The 17,504-nt window shown below is 75.1% G+C and carries 14 protein-coding genes; 7 read left to right on the plus strand and 7 right to left on the minus strand.

Going from position 1 to position 17,504, the window contains the following annotated elements:
* Nucleotides 1-19: 19 nt before the first annotated feature.
* Together IE109_RS20865 and IE109_RS20870 are read right to left on the minus strand one after the other, a co-directional pair.
* Nucleotides 20-1,348 carry an MFS transporter gene (locus IE109_RS20865; RefSeq protein ID WP_189552478.1) on the minus strand — a complete coding sequence of 443 codons (1,329 nt, stop codon included), beginning with the start codon at nt 1,346-1,348 and terminating at the stop codon, nt 20-22.
* A 451-nt stretch (nt 1,349-1,799) separates the two neighbouring features.
* A complete protein-coding gene (locus IE109_RS20870; RefSeq protein ID WP_189552479.1) occupies nt 1,800-2,879 on the minus strand; it encodes an alpha/beta hydrolase family protein in 1,080 nt (359 codons plus the stop codon).
* 99 nt (nt 2,880-2,978) lie between these two features.
* Here IE109_RS20870 and IE109_RS20875 point away from each other — a divergent pair, with 99 nt between their 5' ends.
* Nucleotides 2,979-3,596: a GNAT family N-acetyltransferase gene (locus tag IE109_RS20875; protein ID WP_229891342.1), complete on the plus strand. Its 618-nt coding sequence runs from the start codon at nt 2,979-2,981 to the stop codon at nt 3,594-3,596.
* Nucleotides 3,597-3,706: 110 nt separating this feature from the next.
* On the plus strand, nt 3,707-4,543 hold the full coding sequence (locus IE109_RS20880; protein WP_189552682.1) for a PaaX family transcriptional regulator C-terminal domain-containing protein: 837 nt from the start codon (nt 3,707-3,709) through the stop codon (nt 4,541-4,543).
* A gap of 65 nt (nt 4,544-4,608) precedes the next feature.
* Here the strand turns inward: IE109_RS20880 and rox are convergent, their stop codons facing one another.
* Nucleotides 4,609-6,057 carry a rifampin monooxygenase gene (gene rox, locus IE109_RS20885; protein WP_189552480.1) on the minus strand — a complete coding sequence of 483 codons (1,449 nt, stop codon included), beginning with the start codon at nt 6,055-6,057 and terminating at the stop codon, nt 4,609-4,611.
* Nucleotides 6,058-6,328: 271 nt separating this feature from the next.
* On the opposite strand from rox, the gene sigJ reads away from it, so the two are divergent.
* Complete coding sequence (gene sigJ / locus IE109_RS20890) at nt 6,329-7,273, plus strand: RNA polymerase sigma factor SigJ (protein ID WP_189552481.1); 945 nt, start codon at nt 6,329-6,331, stop codon at nt 7,271-7,273.
* A gap of 136 nt (nt 7,274-7,409) precedes the next feature.
* Nucleotides 7,410-8,669: an NAD(P)/FAD-dependent oxidoreductase gene (locus IE109_RS20895; RefSeq protein ID WP_189552482.1), complete on the plus strand. Its 1,260-nt coding sequence runs from the start codon at nt 7,410-7,412 to the stop codon at nt 8,667-8,669.
* Nucleotides 8,670-8,943: 274 nt separating this feature from the next.
* Here the strand turns inward: IE109_RS20895 and IE109_RS20900 are convergent, their stop codons facing one another.
* On the minus strand, nt 8,944-10,494 hold the full coding sequence (locus tag IE109_RS20900; protein ID WP_189552484.1) for a hypothetical protein: 1,551 nt from the start codon (nt 10,492-10,494) through the stop codon (nt 8,944-8,946).
* A gap of 308 nt (nt 10,495-10,802) precedes the next feature.
* Between IE109_RS20900 and IE109_RS20905 the strand changes: the two genes are divergently transcribed.
* Nucleotides 10,803-11,114: a hypothetical protein gene (locus IE109_RS20905; RefSeq protein WP_189552485.1), complete on the plus strand. Its 312-nt coding sequence runs from the start codon at nt 10,803-10,805 to the stop codon at nt 11,112-11,114.
* 73 nt (nt 11,115-11,187) lie between these two features.
* Nucleotides 11,188-12,078 carry an aegerolysin family protein gene (locus tag IE109_RS20910; RefSeq protein WP_229891343.1) on the plus strand — a complete coding sequence of 297 codons (891 nt, stop codon included), beginning with the start codon at nt 11,188-11,190 and terminating at the stop codon, nt 12,076-12,078.
* Here the strand turns inward: IE109_RS20910 and IE109_RS20915 are convergent.
* Together IE109_RS20915 and IE109_RS20920 are read right to left on the minus strand one after the other, a co-directional pair.
* The gene (locus IE109_RS20915; protein ID WP_189552486.1) at nt 12,065-14,860 is read right to left on the minus strand and encodes a LuxR C-terminal-related transcriptional regulator; all 2,796 of its coding nucleotides are present in this window, start codon (nt 14,858-14,860) and stop codon (nt 12,065-12,067) included. The genes IE109_RS20910 and IE109_RS20915 overlap by 14 nt on opposite strands.
* Nucleotides 14,861-15,050: 190 nt before the next feature.
* Nucleotides 15,051-15,905 (minus strand): DUF817 domain-containing protein, encoded by an 855-nt coding sequence (locus tag IE109_RS20920; protein ID WP_373297744.1) that lies wholly within the window; start codon nt 15,903-15,905, stop codon nt 15,051-15,053.
* Between the two features lie 177 nt (nt 15,906-16,082).
* Between IE109_RS20920 and IE109_RS20925 the strand changes: the two genes are divergently transcribed.
* The gene (locus IE109_RS20925) at nt 16,083-16,577 is read left to right on the plus strand and encodes a peptidylprolyl isomerase (protein ID WP_189552488.1); all 495 of its coding nucleotides are present in this window, start codon (nt 16,083-16,085) and stop codon (nt 16,575-16,577) included.
* Nucleotides 16,578-16,738: 161 nt separating this feature from the next.
* On the opposite strand, the gene IE109_RS20930 is transcribed toward IE109_RS20925, so the two are convergent.
* Nucleotides 16,739-17,206: a DUF6003 family protein gene (locus tag IE109_RS20930; RefSeq protein ID WP_189552489.1), complete on the minus strand. Its 468-nt coding sequence runs from the start codon at nt 17,204-17,206 to the stop codon at nt 16,739-16,741.
* Nucleotides 17,207-17,504 lie beyond the last annotated feature (298 nt).

Below are 17,504 nucleotides of genomic sequence, written 5' to 3' on the forward strand. Positions count from 1 at the left end.
GACCGCCGGGCGGGCGGACTCAGTCGCGAGGGGCCGGCCGGGACGGTTCGCCTGCGGCCTCGGTGACTTCGGCGGCCTCGGTGACCCGGGCGGGGGAGGCCGGACCGGCGGGCAGGTCCCGCAGCCCGCGCAGCGGGGACAGCAGCAGCGGCAGCGGTACGGCGAGGAAACCGGCCGCGCAGCACAGCAACGCGGTGCCGGCGCCGAAGCCGCCGGCGAGCGCCCCGCCGGCCAGCGCCCCGAGCGGGAGGGTGCCCCACATCAGGAACCGCAGGGTGGCGTTCATCCGGCCCAGCAGGCCGGGCGGGCACAGCGCCTGCCGGAAGCTCACCTGTGCGACGTTGTAGACCACGGCGCCGAAGAAGACGACGCCCGAGCCGAGCGCGAACACCGCGGCGCCCCCCGCCCGTTCCGACAGCGGCCACAGGAGTGCGAACGGCCCCGTCACCAGCGCGGAGAGGCGGATGATCCGGGCCTGTCCCAGCCTCGCGGCCAGCGCGCCCGCGGCCAGCGCGCCCACGAGGCCGCCGACGGCCGCCGCCGACAGCACGAGGCCGACCGCCCCGGGCCCCAGGTGCAGGACGCGCACCAGGAACACGGTCTGTGTGGCCATCAGCACGGCGGTGAAGAAATTGCCGAGGGCGGTGGAGGCGGCGATCACCCGCAGCAGCGGCTGACCCAGCACGAAGCGCAGCCCCTCCGCGATGTCCGCCCGCAGCGACGTGCCCAAGGCGGCCTCCGGGCGCGGCTCCTCGCGTGCGATGCCCCGCAGGAGCAGCGCGGAGAGGGCGTACCCGACGGCGTCGACGACCACGGCGAGAGGGGCGCCCAGCAACTGGACCAGGCCGCCCCCGAGCCCCGGGCCGGTCACCTGCGCCGTCGAACGGACGGCCTCCAGAGCCCCGTTGCCCTTGACGAGCATCTCCCTGGGCAGCAGCTGGGGCAGGAAACTCTGGTGGGCCACGTCGAAGAAGACCGTGGCGACGCCGGTGACCAGAGCGACGGCGTACAGCTGCGCCATCGTCAGGACCCCGGCCGCGGCCGCCGCGGGGACGCTCGCCATGGCCGCGGCCCGGACGAGGTCGGCGCGGATCATCAGCGGCAGCCTCCGCACGCGGTCGGTCCAGGCCCCGGCGGGCAGACCGATCACGAGGAACGCGGCGGTCTCGGCGGCCGTGAGCATCCCCACCTGCCAGGCGGACGCCTTGAGTTCGAGTACCGCCACCAACGGCAGGGCGACCAGGGTGACATGGGCGCCGAGCTGTCCGGCCGCCGCTCCGGCGAGCAGCAGTCGGAAGTCGCGCATGCGCAGAGGGTCGCCGGTCACGGCGCGGGTTGTGACGGACATGTGAACGACCTTCACTGAACCGTCGATCAGTAGTCAAAAGTCGATGGACAGTTTCGGTCGTTTCTTGCGGTCGTCCGGTGGTGAGTCAGGAAAATTTTCAACAGTTCGGGGTGGCCGCCGGATGAATCGCCGGGGTGGGGCTGCGGCGGGGGCCCGGAACCAGGGCTGTGCCGGAAAGGGGCAGGTTGAGTGCCCGTGCGGTCAACTTACCGATCTGTTCTGACCGAAAACAGCCATGCGGGGAGGTGTAGCGGTCGGAATTGCTCATTCCTCCCGCTATGGCTGCGCGGTGTTACTCCGCCGGAGCGCGACGTCACACGCTTCGCGCACCACTCACCCCCGGATATCCGCGTACCTTGACTCCGTCCCCGCCGACTCGCGTGTGTGGAACCGGCGACCGGAGGGGGCCGCCGATCGCGGGCACCGGGTGGGGGAGGGGCCGGGAGGAGCGCTACGCCGTCGGGCCGGGCGCGGACGCGCGCCCGCCGAACCGCTGGACGAACGCTGCCTGCTCGGCGAGGACCCCGTCGGCGTACAGCTGCCGGGGCGCGAAGACCGCGGTCGCCGTCAGACGCCACCCCGAGCGCTCCACCTCGTGGTCCACCAGCGCGTGCGTGGCCTCGGGGTGGTGGGCGACCCGGAGGGACGCGGCCGGCAGGATCCGGCGGTAGACGGCTTCCGTCTCGGCGACGTCCACGTTGACGTCGTGGCCGCCCAGCACCAGCAGGAGCGGCGTGCCGCGCATCGCCCGGAGGTCCGCGGTCGCGTCCGCGGTGTGGTTCCTGGCGATGAACGACCAGCGGGCGGCCGTCATGTCCGCGGCGTCGCCGACCGCCGCGCGATATTCGGCGTAGGACGCCCCGCGTCGGAGCAGGGCCAGGGTGGTCTCCCGGCGGCGCAGCGCCGCCTCCCTCCGTCCGGCGGTGGCGCCGTCCCGGCGCAGCTCGGCGAGCAGGTTGTACCGGCCCTGCCGCAGCCAGTTGACCGCCGGGGACACGGCGATGACGAACCGCAACCCCCGGTCGCGTGCGGCGACCCGGGGCAGCACCCAGCCGGCCTGGCTCGCTCCCCACAACCCGATGCGGCGCCCGTCGACGTCCGGACGGCCGCGCGCCCAGGCCACGGCGGCCAGGGTCTCCTCCGCCCGGTCCGCCATGCTCTGGTCGAGCCAGTCGCCCTCCGAACCGCCGACCCCGGGCTTGCTGAAGGACAGCGACGCGTAACCCGCCCGGGCGAAGGACTCCCACAGCGGCCGGTAGAACGTCTCGTGCGTCGCGTCGACCGGCCCGTCCCCGTGGACGAAGACGACCACGCCGAACGGCCCGTCGCCCGACTCGGGCAGGGCGAACACACCCCGGAGCAGCTTCCCGTCGTGCCGCAGGGACACCTTCTCCTCGCGGAGCGCGTAGGTGTTCTGCCACACCGCCACCCCGGCCGCCCCGGCGCCCACCACCAGCAGGCCGACCAGCGCCCACACCGCGACCCGCACCCACCGGCCCCGCCGTCCGAGCGCCCGAAGTCCCCTGACCATGCCCGCCCCCAAATCGCTCGAAATGAAAACGCTCGTCTCGGAGATGAGCGTATAAGCTATGACCATACAAGAGGGCCGGGCGGGAGGAAGGGGAGCACGGTGGACACGGCGATACGCAGGGGTGTGCCCGAGGGCGCGGAGGAACGGGTGGCGGCGCTCTACTGGGAGGCGTTCGGCCGCAAGCTCGCCCCCGCGCTCGACCCGCCCGACACGGGTCGCCGGTTCATCGCGGCCCATCTGCGGCACGACCGGGGGGTGACCGCGCTCCTCGGGGACCGGGTGGTCGGCGTGGCCGGTTACCGGCTCGGCGACCGCGGGCTGACCGGCGGCGGCGTGACGGACGTGCTGTCGACGTACGGGGTGCTGCGCGGCCTGCCCAGGCTCGCCGTCCTCGCCCTGTTCGAACGGGAGCCCGCCGAGGGCGAACTCGTCATGGACGGCATCGCCGTCGACGCGGACCACCGCGGGGCCGGCATCGGCGGCCGGCTCCTGACGGAGGTCGCCGCCGTCGCGGCCGGCCACGGCTGCCACCGGATCCGCCTGGACGTCATCGACGTCAACCCCCGGGCCAAGGCGCTGTACGAACGCCACGGCTTCGTCGCCGTCCGCACGGAGCGGACCCCCTACCTGCGGGGCCTGCTGGGCTTCGGCGCGGTCACGACCATGCACCGCCCGGTCACCGCGGCGGACGCACAGGGCACAGAGGAGACACCGTGAACGCGAACGCCGGCACCACAGGCACCACCGGCACCACCGGCGCCACGGGCAGCACCGGAACCACCGGCCACGGTGACGACGCGGCCGACAGGCCGGAGATCCCCACCCGGTTGCTCGTCCACGCCCTGGTCCGTGAGGACGGCACCGTCGACGCGGGCGAGCTCTACACCGTCGCCGGGTCGCTGGGCATGACGGACCAGCAGGTCCGGCTGTGCGTCAAACGACTCGTCGGCGAGGGCCGCTTCATCCAGGAGGGCCGCGGTCGCAAGGCCACCCTCCGCGCCGTCGCCGACGTCACCGGGGCGCTCGCCCCGGACGCCGCGTACGTCCGCCACGCCTACCGGCAGGACGCGGGACGCGCCCCCTGGGACGGCACCTGGCACCTCTTCGCCTTCGCCGTCCCCGAATCCCGCCGCACCGCCCGCGACGCCCTCCGCGAGGGGCTCCTCCACCTGGGCGCCGCACCGGTGCAGAGCGGCCTCTACGTCACCGCCAACCCCGTCGCCGAGCTCGTCGAGGCCCAGGCCCGCCACCTCGGCGTCCTCGACACGCTCACCCGCCTCACCACGACGGACCTGCGGGTCGGTGGCACCACCGGCCCGCGGGAACTGGCCGCCGCCCTGTGGCCCCTGGACGAGATCGCCACCCGGTACGAACGGCTCGCGGCCTTCGCCGCCTCCCGCCTCGCCCGGCTCACCGGCGGCCCGGAGCCCTCGGACGGCGAACGGCTCACCGCCACCGTGGAACTCGCCGCCCACTTCACCTGGGCGATGACCCCCGACCCGCTGCTGCCCCCGGAACTGCTGCCCGCCACCTGGCCCGGCGGCCGGGCGCGCCGCCTGTCGGCCGACTGCTGGCAGCGCCTCCGCGAGACCCCGGTCCGGGGGGCCGCCCCGGCTCCCGCCCTTCGCCTGTTCGCGCTGTACGCCGACGTGCTGAATGTCTGACGGCGAACGGGGCGCCGGAGGCTGTGCGGGCACCCGTCCCCGTACGCCGGTCCCCCCGTTCGCGCTCAGGCGGCGGCAGCGCCGAACCACACGGGCAACGTGCCGAGCAGGTCCTGCTGGTCCTCGCCCGCCCACACCACATGGCCGTCCGGCCGCAACAGCACCGCGGAGACGTCGAGTTCGTCACTGCCGTCGACGACGTGGTCGATCCGGTCCGACCACCCCTCCACCGACAGCCGGCCGGTCCGGTCGAGCAGCAGTCCGCGCCCGCCGTGCGTCGACTCGTAGAGGCGTCCACGTTTCAGCGGCACGTCCCGCAGCCGGCGGCCGAGCAGCTCGTGGCCGCCCTCGCGACCCTGCCCGACGTCGTACCGCACACCGATCGCGGTGATCTTCTCGATCAGGTACCGGTTCACCTCCTCGAGGTCCATGAGCTCCGTCAGCAGCCGGCGTACCGACCGGGGCCCCGGCTCGGGGTCCAGGAGCAGCATCTGCGCACGGGTGTTGTCCAGCACGTCGGCGGCCACCGGGTGCCGTTCGGTGTGATAGCTGTCCAGCAACCCCTCCGGCGCCCAGCCGTTGACCTCGGCGGCCAGCTTCCAGCCGAGGTTGAACGCGTCCTGGATGCCGAGGTTGAGTCCCTGCCCGCCGGTGGGCGGGTGGATGTGCGCGGCGTCCCCGGCCAGCAGCACCCGGCCGGCCCGGTACCGCTCGGCCAGCCGGGTGGCGTCGCCGAACCGGGAGAGCCAGCGCGGCGAGTGGATGCCGAAGTCGGTTCCGGCGAACGCCCGGAGCTGCCGCCTGAACTCGTCGAGCGTGGGTGCCGTCGTACGGTCCTCGGCCACCCCGTCGGCGGGCACGACGACGCGGTGCACGCCCTTGGCGCCGTCCACGTCCGGGATGACGCCGAACCGCAGCTGCGTCCTGCGGACCTCCGCGACGACGGCCGCGATCACCTCCGGATCCTCGGCGACCTCCATGTCGCCCAGCAGCGTCTCCACCGTGGCGGGCTCACCGGGGAAGCCGACGCCCAGCAGCTCGCGCACGACGCTGCGGCCCCCGTCGCAGCCGACGAGGTAGCGCGAGCGCAACCGCGTGCCGTCGGCCAGCTCGGCGGTCACCCCCTGGTCGTCCTGGGTCAGCCCGACCAGTTCGCGACCTCGCCGGATCTCCGCGCCGAGCCCGATCGCGTGCTCGGCCAGCAGACGTTCGGTGACGGTCTGCGGGATGGCGAGGACGTACGAGTGCGCGGTGTCCAGCCGGTCGGGCCACTCCTTCGTGATGCCGGCGAAGAACCCGCCGACGGCGAACCGTTCACCGAGCGGCAGGAACCGCTCCAGCAGGCCGCGCTGGTCCATCACCTCGATGCTGCGCGCGTGGAGCCCCCGCGCCCGGGACTGCCTGGTCGGCTCCTCCAGCCTCTCGAGTACGACGGTCCGTACCCCGGCCAGCCGCAACTCACCGGCCAGCATCAGACCTGTCGGTCCGCCACCGACGACGATCACATCGATCATGAGTCCCCCCAGCAGAGCAGGAGCGCGCGCCGTACCGCGTGCTCCCCGGGAACCCGCAGGTCACGGGTTCGGCTGACGATTCTGCGCCCAGACCGGGGCCTTGCCGCAAGGTCCCCTGTGCGCTATAGGTTGAGAGTGGCAAGGAGTGTCCTACCTCCTTGCCTCTCGCTTTTCGCGTCTTCGCGTCTTCGCGCCGTCCTGCGCGCCGCCCGCCGGCTCGACCGCACCCCGCCCCGGACCGTGTCGCGCCCCGCCCGGCTAGGATCCGGCCATGCCGCTGACCACGCAGGACGTGAACCGGTTCGAGGTCGCGAGGCCCCGTCTGGAAGCCATCGCCTACCGTCTCCTCGGCTCCGCGAGCGAGGCCGAGGACGCCGTGCAGGACACCTTCCTGCGCTGGCAGGCGGCCGACGTGCAGCGCATCGAGGTGCCCGAGGCGTGGCTCACGAAGGTGCTCACCAACCTGTGCCTCAACCAGCTCACCTCCGCCCGCGCGCGGCGCGAGACCTACGTGGGCCAGTGGCTGCCCGAGCCGTTGCTCGACGGCGACCCGATGCTCGGCCCGGCCGACACCGCCGAGCAGCGCGAGTCGGTCTCGTACGCGGTCCTCACTCTCATGGAACGGCTCGCCCCCGGCGAGCGGGCGGTGTACGTACTGCGGGAGGCGTTCGGGTACCCGTACCGGGAGATCGCCGAGATCCTCGACATCACCGAGAGCGCCGGCCAGCAGATCTTCCACCGCGCCAAGAAGCACATCGCGGACGGCAGGGCCCGCACCGAGATCGACGAGGCCGCCGCCCGGCGGGTCGTCGAGGAGTTCCTGGCCGCCGCCACCACGGGGAAGACCGAGCCGCTCGTGCGGCTGCTCACCGCCGACGCGATCTCGGTCGGCGACGGCGGCGGCAAGGTGCCCGCCCGGACCAAGGCGTTCGAGGGCGCCGTCGCGGTCGCGAAGTTCATCCGGGGCCTGTTCAAGCCCGCACTGTCCAAGCGCGCCCTCGTCGGCGGCTCGCCCGCGATCCACCTCACCACCGCCAACGGCGGCCCCGCCGTCGTGGCGGTCGTCGACGGGCGGGTCGTCGGTGTCATGTGCGCGGAGGTCACCGCCGAGGGCATCGCCGCGTTCCGCAACCAGGTCAACCCCGACAAGCTCGGGCGCGCGACCCGGGTGTGGGCGGCCACCGACCGCGGAGAGCCCCTGTTCCACGCCTTCTGACCGGGCCGCGAGACACCGCGACCGTGGTGTGATCCGGTTCACACCGGGGTTCTGTCAGGAAACGGCGGGCTGTCCGGTTCAAGGGGCGAAGCCGCGCAAGACAAGGGGCTGAACCGCGCAGACAGGAGCACCCACCATGCAGCACCGCATCATCGTCCTCGGCGCCGGATACACGGGAGCCACCGCGGCCGGCCGCCTCGCCAGGCGGCTGCACCGCGACGACGTCACCATCACGCTGGTCAACGCCGAGCCCGACTTCGTCGAGCGCGTCCGGCTGCACCAGCTCGCCGCCGGGCAGGACCTGACGCCCCGGCCCTTCGGCGAGATGTTCGGGGGCACCGGTGTCGAGCTGAAGTACGCCGAGGTGACGGGCATCGACGTCGACCGCGGGACCGTCGCCGTCGCCGCCGCGCACGGCGGTGCCGAGGAACTGGAGTACGACACCCTGGTGTACGCCCTCGGCAGCGGCTGGAACGACCAGGGCGTCCCCGGCACCGCCGAGCACGCGTACGAGATCGCGAGCCGCCCCGGTGCGCTCCGGCTGCGTGAGCGGCTGGCGGGCCTGGACGCCGGGCAGCCGGTGGTCGTCGTCGGCGGCGGCCTCACCGGCCTGGAGGCCGCGACCGAGATCGCCGAGGCCCGCCCGGACCTTGCCGTCGCCCTCGCCACCGACGGCGCCCTCGGCGACTCGCTCTCCGACAAGGGCCGCGGCCACCTGCGGAAGGTGTTCGCCGCGCTCGGCATCACCGTCCACGAGCGCACCACCGTCACCGCCGTGGCGGCCGACCGCGTCACCACCGGCGACGGCGGGGCCATCCCGGCCGCGGTGACCGTGTGGACCACCGGCTTCGCCGTCCACCCGATCGCGAAGGCCACCACCCTGGACGTCACCGGCACCGGGCAGATCGTGGTCGACGCGACCATGCGCTCGGTCTCCCACCCGGACGTCTACGCCATCGGCGACGCCGCCCTGGTCGCGGGCCCCGGCGACAAGCCGCTGCGGATGTCGTGCGCCTCGGGCGTCCCCACCGCGTGGCAGGCCGCCGACGCCATCGCGGCGCGCCTGACCGGCGGGAAGCTCCCGAAGGTGCCGCTGCGCTACTTCAACCAGTGCATCTCGCTGGGCCGTCGCGACGGACTCATCCAGTACGTCACCGCCGACGACCGCGCCGTCCGCGCGGCCCTCACCGGCCGCCTCGCCGCCGGATACAAGGAGCTGGTCTGCAAGGGAGCGGCCTGGGGCGTCGCCCATCCGCTGCTGGGCATGCCGGCCCGCCGCCGGCGCGTCACGCGCCAGGCGCCCCTCGGCCCTTCGGCGCCCCGGGCCGCCGCCCCGGCCGACGCGTACGGCGAGGGGGGAGCCGGCGCGGCCGGCGTACCGGCCACACATGTCTGACGGGGCGTCCGGAGCGTCGGTAGCATCCCGGAACGCCGGACACGGAGCCGCTGATCGGTGCCGGCCGGGCAGGCCGACACCGGCGTCCTGCGGGCGCGCGACCCCGGAGCCGGCCCGGTACGCGGCCGGGCCCGGCCACCCCCGGTGGCGGCGCACGCCCCGCGCCCGGACGATCGCCGGACGTGTTCCGGCTGCGTACCGCAGTTCGTCAGCTCCGCCGCCACATCGACACGGACGCCGCCGGCGCCCATGTCTCCCGGGTCGCGGGGCCGGGCTACCTCGGCACGCCGGCCGGCCCCGCCGTGACCCGGCTTCCGGCAAGCAGGCGGGACATCGCGGCCCGTGGCAGTGACGGGTTGGCCGCCGCCGACTGCGCCACCTGCCAGTCGGCGTCGCCGAGCAGCTCGATGACGACCGCGGGCGGCAGGGCCGGATGGGCGGCGGCCACCGGTCTCGCCCGCGCGTCCTCCAGACAGGCGAGCAGAGCCGGGGCGCTCGCCCGGGGGTGCCTCGCGATCTCGCGGAGCGCCGTACGGACCGGGGGCTCACGCCCGGCCAGCTCCTCCAGCAGCGCCGGGGTCGCGTCAGGGTTGGACGCCACCATGGCGGCCACCCGGGCCCCGTGCCGGTCGACCATGGCCCGCAACCGCGCTTCCGTCAGGCCCGGGTGCGCGGCGACGGACGCGACGACCTTCGCGTCGGGGTCGGCCGCCAAGGCGTCGAGGATCGTCGCGGGCAGGCCGCGCACCCGGCCCAGGAGCATGCGGGCGGCCGGATCCCGCGACCGGGCCAGCTCCTCGACCTCGCCCGGGGACGCCGCGGCGATCCGCGGCAGCGGGCCGGTGCCGGTCCTGGTGGTGCCGGCCAGGGCGGTGAGCACGTCGAGCGGTACGCGCGGGTTGTGCGCCAGCATGCGGCGTACGCCCTGATCGCCGTCACCGGCCAGCGCGCGCGCCAGGGCGTCGTCGACCGGGCCCCCGGCGGCGAGCTCGGCCCGGACGCCGGTGACGGGATCCGCGGCGAGCCGGCGGCACACGTCCGGAGGCAGGTCCGGGCGGCCCGCGAGCACCCGGCGGAGCAGCGGGGAGGGATGGCCGGCGAGACCGGCGACGGCCTCCACGGGCGTGGCGGGGTTCCCCAGGGCCGCCAGCAGCAGGTCGTGCACGGCGGACCGGTGGGTGCCGTCGCACGGGGCGTCCGGCGGCGGATCGCCGTCCTCCGGCGGACCCCACGAGCCGTGGGCGAACGGGGTCTCCTCTTGGTCGCAGCCGGGACACCGCCGGACGGGCGGCAGCCCCCCGCCGGTGACCAGCGCCGCGAGTACGGCCGGCGGCGCCGCCGCGTTGGCCGCCACCGCGCGGCGGACGGCGGTGTGGGGGTGCGCGGCGAGCGTGGCCAGTACGCCGGAGGTGTTCCACAGCGCCAACTCCTTCACCACACCCAGCTCCTGGTCCGCCGCGAGCGCCTCCACCACGTCGGGAGGCAGCCCGGGACAGGCGGCGAGCCGCTCCCGGCGCCGGGCGTCCGGGTCGGCGGCCAGGAGGCGGGCCCAGCGCGGATCGCCCGCACCCGCGTCGAGCAGGGCGAGCGCGGCATCGGGCCGGGCGACCGGATCGATGTCGGCGGCGGTCAGCCGTCCCGCGTACGCCAGGGGCACGGCGCTGTCCTCCACCCGGGACACCAGGGCGAGCGCCTGGTCCCGGCCGAGATCCGGACGACGGGCGAGCGTGTCCGCCACCTCGGTGTCCGCTACGGCGATCAGCCGGTCGATCAGCCCGGCGGGCAGGGCGGGGTTACCGGCGAGGCCGCACAGGAGAACGTTCACTGCGGCATCATGTCGCGCCCGTGCCCGGCCGGGCACGTCAATTCGACGCAGACGCAGACGCAGACGCAGACGCAGACGCAGACGCAGACGCAGACGCACGCAGACGCCGGCGTCTGCGTCGGCGTGACCGGGCCGGCCCAGGCGCGAGTCCAGGTGCGGGCGGCCGGCCCGTCGCCCACCCGGCCGACGGCGAGCGGACGGGCGTGAGTTCGTGGATTTCCACGATGCCCGGCAGCCGTCGTACCCCACAGTCTGGTGTCCGGGCAGTCGCCCCGTACCTTCCCTCTACGCAGAGCCGGGAGCCCACCATGCGCGTCACCACCATCGCGGTCGTGTCCGCCCTCGCCGTGGCCGTCGTCGGCGGATCGTCCGCCGCGCACGCCGCCGAGCCGGACACCACCACCGCGACCACCGCCGCGAGCGGCACGCCCACCGCCACCGGCCGGTCCGACCAGGCCGGCGCGCTCGCCGGATGGCGGGAAGGCCCCTACCTCGACCCCGGGATCGCCGCGGCGGCCGCACAACTCACCATCGGCATCGGCCGGGCATCCTCCTACTACCTGGTGCAGGTCTGGGACACCGTGCGGCAGACCACCAACTGGTGGATCCACTACACCTGACCTTCCCGTCGTTCCCGACCGGCGGGAGTCCCGCCCCCGTCCCGTACGCGTCCCACCCCAGCGAAAGGTCACCGTGAACACCGACAAGCCCTCCCTCGCCCTCCGCACCCCGCGCGCGGCGAGGGTGCTCCTCTCCGCAATGCTCGTCCTCGGCGGCACCACCGCCCTCGCCGCCCCGGCCACCGCGGCCGCGCCGCGGGCGGAGGCCGGCGCCACCGCACCGCTGGGCCCGCAGGCCGCCCGCAGCACCCGGGTGGAGTTCGACAACCGGACCGCCGGCGGTATGCAGCGCGTGCAGGCGGAGCTCCAGCACGGCTGCTGGACCTCCTTCGTGCCCGAGTACGTCCCCGCCCACCAACTGCGCTCGTGGGAGAGCGAGTCCTGCGGCATGCTGACCGGGACGGAAGGGCGGGCGTCGTTCACCGTGCCCGGCGGCGAGGTCGCGGTGCACTGGAACAACCCGTACGCCGGCAGCAACAGTTACCACTGCACGGCACCCCACGGGTACGACTGCGTCAAGGTCTCCGGCACCGGCGGCGGCGACAACGCGACGGTACGGTTCCGGCTGACCGGATCGCCGTCCCTGGCCAAGGCCCGTACGGCCGGACCGAGGTCCGCCCAGGCCGCCCGCAGCACGCACGTGACGTTCAACAACCACACCGACCGCCTGATGGTCCGCACCGACGCCCGCCTTTCGTGGGGCGTGTGGACGGCCAACCAGTACCCGCCGGAGGCCATCCCGCCGGGCAACACCCGCTCCTGGCAGAGCGAGTCCGAGGGCTTCGCGACCGGCACCCAGGGCGAGGCCACCTTCGCGCTCCAGGGCGTGGGCGACGTCAAGGTCAAGTGGAACAACCCCTATGTCGGCGGCAACGGTTACGAGTGCTCCGCACCCGCCGGATACCAGTGCCGCCGGTCCGGCGGCAGCGGTGACAACGCGAGCCCGGTGTTCACGCTCTCCTGAGCACCCCGCGCCCGCGCCCTTCCCCTTGCCCTGCCTGCGTGCCGGGCGAGGGGAGGGGCGCACCGGTGTGCTCCGCCTCCCGGGCCAGCACCGCCGCCAGCTGCGTGCGCCGTGTGACGGCCAGCTTCCGGTAGGCGCTGGTCAGATGGGTCTCCACGGTGCGGCGGGTGAGGTGCAGGGCGGCGCAGATCTGGGCGTTGGTCTGCCCCGAGGCCGCCAGCTCGACGACCCGCCGCTCCGCGGCGGTCAGCGCCGGGCAGCCCGTCCTGGCCCGTGAGCCACCGCGTACCCGCCCCTCGCGCAGGGCCTCCTCCACCAGGCCGGTGAGCCGGCCGGTTGGCGCTGGGCCGCCGGTCCCGGGCGCCTCGGCGGGCACGGCCGTCCCGAGCGCCACGGCGTGGGCCTCGCGCAGGGCGTCCCGTCCCTTGCGGCCGTTGCCGGCCTCTATGCGGGCCCGGCCGAGATCGACCAGCGTCTCCACCAGCTCCACGGGCGCGGGTCCCCGCCGGAGCAGCTCGGCGGCCTCCGTCAGCGAGTCGACGGCCAGCCGCCCGCCCACCGCCGCGGCGTACGCCCGCAGGGCCCGGCCGACGGTCCGGGCGGTTCCCCAGGTACGGGCGTGCCGCAGCTCCTCCTCGGCGAACTCGCGGGCCTCCCGCCGCCGCCCCAGCCGCACCAGGGCGAACGCCGCCCCCGAGCGCCACGGCGTGGCGAACGGAGCGACGAAGTCGCGGGCGCTCTGGCCGGCGCCGCACGCCAGGTGGTCGTCCAGCGCCGCCTGCCAGTCGCCGTCCGCCGCGTGCAGCAGCGCCCGCGCGTGCCGCAGCTCGTTCCACTCCCAGGAGCTGTCGGTACCCGACGGGCCCGGACCGGCCAGGACCTCCCACGCCTCGTCACGCCGGCCGGCCTCGAGATGGGCGGTCGCCACCATCGCCGCCAGGTGCGGCAGGCGCACGCCCTGCCCCGCGGACGCCGCCACGAGCGGTGCGTTCTCGGTGACGACCCGGTCGAAGTCGCCCGCCCACAGGGCCGCCTCGGCCCGGACGCTCAGCAGGCACTGCGTGCCCGCGTCCGTCAGGTCCGGGGGCGCGGGCGCCGGCGGGAGGTACGTGTCGGCCAGGTCGCGCGCCTCCGGCAGGTGGTCCGCCCACTGGAGCAGGGTGGCCGCGCTGCCCAGCCAGGCGGTCCGCAACCGGGGGTCCACCGGCGCCGCCAGGCGCTGCCGGACCCGCCCGAGCGCCTCGGCCGCCGAGCAGAGCCCCGCCCCGGCCTCGTACTCCGTGATCAGACCGCACACCAGCGGCTCGATGGTCACCGGCGCGGTCGGCGCGAGCACGTGCAGCCGGGCCACCGCGCCGCGCCACGCGACGGCGTCGTGCGAGGAGATGAGCGCGGCGAGGGTCTGCAGGACCTGCACCAGCTCGTCGTCGTCGGTGCCGCGGCCCGCCTGGTGCAGGACGCTCAGCGCGGTGCCGGTGCGCCGGCCCGCCACCAGCGCCGCGCTGAGGGCGGGCGCAGCGGCCGCCCGGTCCCGGACGTCGGTGTGCAGTTCCAGTCCGGTGCGGAGCCTGCGGATACCGGCGGTCGCGCTGTGGGGGAGCTCCAGGGCACCGAGGCGCAGCGTCAGGCCGGCCCGCCGGGCGGGCGGGAGCGGCCCGCTCAGCGCGTGGCGGAGGTACGCGGTGGCCTCGGCGACGCGACCGGAGCGGGCGGCCTCCTCCGCCGCCTCGGCCAGGGAGCGGGCCATCCACCCCTCCCCGGGCCGGTCGACGTGCAGGAGCCGGGACGCCACCGCCGTCGCCGGCGCCCCGCCCTCGTCGAGCAGCCCGGCGATGCGCGCGTGCAGCGCGGCGGCCTCTCCCGGTTCGGCGGCGGCGAGGACGGCTTCCCGCGCGAGGGGGTGGCGCAGCAGCCTGCCCAGCCGGCGCACCGAGCGGGCGCTGGGGGGACGCCGGTGCGGGCAGAGGTCGGCGACCTGGTCGAGGAGGCCGGGCGCGGCGGGCGCGTCCCCCTGCGCCGCCACGGCCAGGGCGAGGCACACGTGACGCGAACGCGGATCGGCCCGGTGCCGGAGCCAGTCGGCGACGGTGTCGCGGTAGCGGCTGCGCGCCGGGGCAGTCGCCGGGCGGGGGAGCGGCCCCTCGGCGAGGTCGGCGACCAGCGCCCGCACCAGGGCCGGATTGCCCGCGCCCGCCTCGACGCAGGTGGCGGCCTGCTCCGCGCCCAGACCGGCGGCGCGGGCGATGCGGGTGACGGCGGGCGCGCTCAACGGGCGCAGGGCGACGGCCGTGCCCGTGGCGGGCGGCAGCGGCGTCGGATCGCACTGGTCGAGGCACTCGGTGGCCACCAGCAGGACGGGCAGGCCGGCGATGCGTCGCGCGAGGTAGCCGATCCAGCGCCGGGACGGCTCGTCGGCGTGGTGCAGGTCGTCCACCGCCAGCAGCACCGGCCGCTCGGCGGCGGACTCCGCGAGGCGGGTCACCAGCCGGTGGAACACCCGCTGCTCGTCCGGACCTGACGGTACGGAGAAGGGGATGCCGGCGTCCTCCGGGAACACCTGCCGGACCAGTCCGAACGGGAACGCGCTCTCCTCCGGTACGCAGCGTGCCCGTCCCACCCGCATGGCGCCGTCTGCGGCCTGTCGTCCCACGATCGCGTCCAGCGCGACGGTCCGGCCCATGCCGGCCTCCGCCGCGAGAAGCATCCAGCGTCCGCTGCCGGCCCGTGCGGCCGCCGCTGCCACCGCGCCCGCGCCCCACACCTCGTCGCGCTCCAGCAACACCTGTCCATGTCCCCCTCCGTCACCGGTCGGCGCCCGAGGGCACCACTCGTCCGCTGGTCGGGCGGACGAACTCCCACGAGCCAGCATGGCGGACGAGCGGCTTTCGGGATGCGGGGGCTTCGGCCAGATCACCGGGCGCTTCGGCCGGATCGACCGGCCGGAACCCGGTTGCGGCCACGCCGCCCCGGCCTCAGGGCGCGGCGATGCCCGGCGCGTCCACCCGGCCGCCACCGCCCGGCAACCGCCGCCGTGCCCGCCCCTTCACCCGCTCGGTGAGGACGAAGGTGACGCTGATGAGCAGCGCCCAGGCGCCGAACTTGGTGAGCCCGACCGGCTGCCATCCACCGAGCTGGTGCGGGTAGCTCCAGGCGCCGGCGTAGGTCGCGGCGTTCTCGGCGACCCACAGGAAGAACCCGATCAGGACGAAGGAGACCGCCAGGGGCATGCGGTAGCGGCGCGGGCCGACGGTGAACCCGACCCACGCCCCCGCCGTCACGCCCACCATCGCCACGGCCAGCGGCCAGCGCAGGTCGGGCCCCCAGTGGTGGGTGAGGAAGTTGGCGTACACCGCCGCGGCCACGAGGGCCGTCGCGGTGGCGCGGTACCCGGTGAAACGCAGCTCGAACAGGTGCCAGGCCCGGCAGAGGTAACTCGCCACCGCGGCGTACATGAATCCTCCGTACAGCGGAACTCCGGCGATCTTCGTCACCGCGTCCTCCGGGTAGCTCCACGACCCGAGGCGCACCTTGACGAGCTCGAACAGCAGCCCCACGACATGGCACGCCGCGACCACCAGCGTGTCGCGCCGGCTCTCCCACCCCATCCGGCTCGCGGCCAGCGTCAGCAGCACCCCGTAGCCGAACACCAGGTCGTAGCGTGCGACCGGCAGCTCCGGCAGGGCCCGTGAGGCGGCGATACCGCCGAGGAGGGCCACCGCGAAAGCACAGCACCGCACCTGTAGGAGGGTGAACCGGGCCAGCTGACCCGCACCGGCGAGAAATACGCGCATACGGGGGAGGACGCCGCGGGTCTCCAGCCGGTTCATCCGCCCGCTCTCCCGCCGGTTCATCCTGCCCGCGCGCCCACCGGCCGCCGCGCCGGCCCGGAGGCGGCGCGATGCCGGACGGAAGCCACCGCGGGCGGCGGACGGACGACCACCGGCACGACCGCCGGGGGAGGGGCCGTTTCGACTTGTCGCCACCCGTCGTGAAGAATCAGGGCCATGAGCGAAAATGTCTTCTTCAACGTTTCTGCCAACGGCGAGAACCTCGGTCGCATCGTCTTCCGGCTGTTCGACGACGTGGTCCCCGACACCGCCCGCAACTTCCGCGAGCTGGCCACCGGCCAGAACGGCTACGGCTACAAGGGTTCGCCCTTCCACCGGGTCATCCCCGAGTTCATGCTGCAGGGCGGCGACTTCACCAACGGCAACGGCACCGGCGGCCGGAGCATCTACGGCGGGACCTTCCCCGACGAGAACTTCGAGCTGAAGCACGACCGGCCGTACCTGCTGAGCATGGCCAACGCGGGCCCGGGCACGAACGGCTCGCAGTTCTTCGTCACGACCGTGGTCACCCCCTGGCTGGACGGCAAGCACGTCGTCTTCGGCGAGGTCGTCGAGGGCCAGGACGTCGTCAAGGCGATCGAGGCCCTCGGCAGCCGCTCGGGCACCACGGCCAAGAAGATCGTCGTCGACGACTGCGGCGTCGTCGCCTAGGACGGGCCCCGGGCGAGCGTCGACGGCCGCCCGTGTGGGGGCGGCGGCGTACGTCCGCGTACGCCGCCCGGCCCCGCGTCCCCCGACGGGTGTACGTCACGGCCCGCGCCTCGCCTGCCGACCGGGCGTCGCGCGCGGGCACGGCGCCCCGGCGGTGAGGCTCAGCGACGGCTCGCCGCCGGGCCGGACGCCGCTTCCGGCGAGGTGCCGCCCGCCACGGAGGCGACGGTCTGCGGGTCCTCCCCGGTCAGCTCGACGATCCGGTGCTGCGGCACGCCCGCGAGCACGGCCCTCGACAGCAACGCGTCCCGCTCGCCCGCGCAGTCGCGGTAGGCCAGCAGCTCGTCCTCCACCCGCGCGACGGCACCGGGCGCGAGGACGTGTCGCAGCCGCAGCAGCTCCTCCTCGCTGAGCGGAACCGGCAGCTTCTCCGCGTCCTCCGGGATGTGCCGCGTCTCCTCGGGTGGCGAGACCCGCAGGTCGCCGGAGGCCACCGAGACCCCGTGGGCGTCGAGCCAGGCCCGTACGGCGGGAGTCTCCAGGCATGCGAGGTCCCCCACGGCGGCGAGCGGTGCGCCCAGCCGTGCGGCGGTGCCGTCGGCGAGGAACAGGTAGGCGTCGTCGGTCATGCGCGTCTCCTCGACGGAAGCGATGATCGTGTGCTGTCGCCCCACTACCCCGTAACACGCGGCGCACCGCCCGGTGGCCGCCCGGGCCACCCGTAACGACGGGAACCGGCCGCTGTACGGCGGACGTCGGCGTGGCGGACCCGGATGAGGGGGCGGAACCGGGGTATCGGGGACGGCGGTCGCACACCGCGGCCGCTCCCCGCCCGTACCCCGCCGCCCCCGGGGTATGTCGCCGCGCGCCCGTACGCGGGAGAAGCGGTGAACACGCCCCCCGGCGCCCGAAGCCCTCCCGTCGCGC

It is taken from the genome of Streptomyces lavendofoliae, assembly GCF_014649735.1.
GTDB lineage: Bacteria > Actinomycetota > Actinomycetes > Streptomycetales > Streptomycetaceae > Streptomyces > Streptomyces lavendofoliae.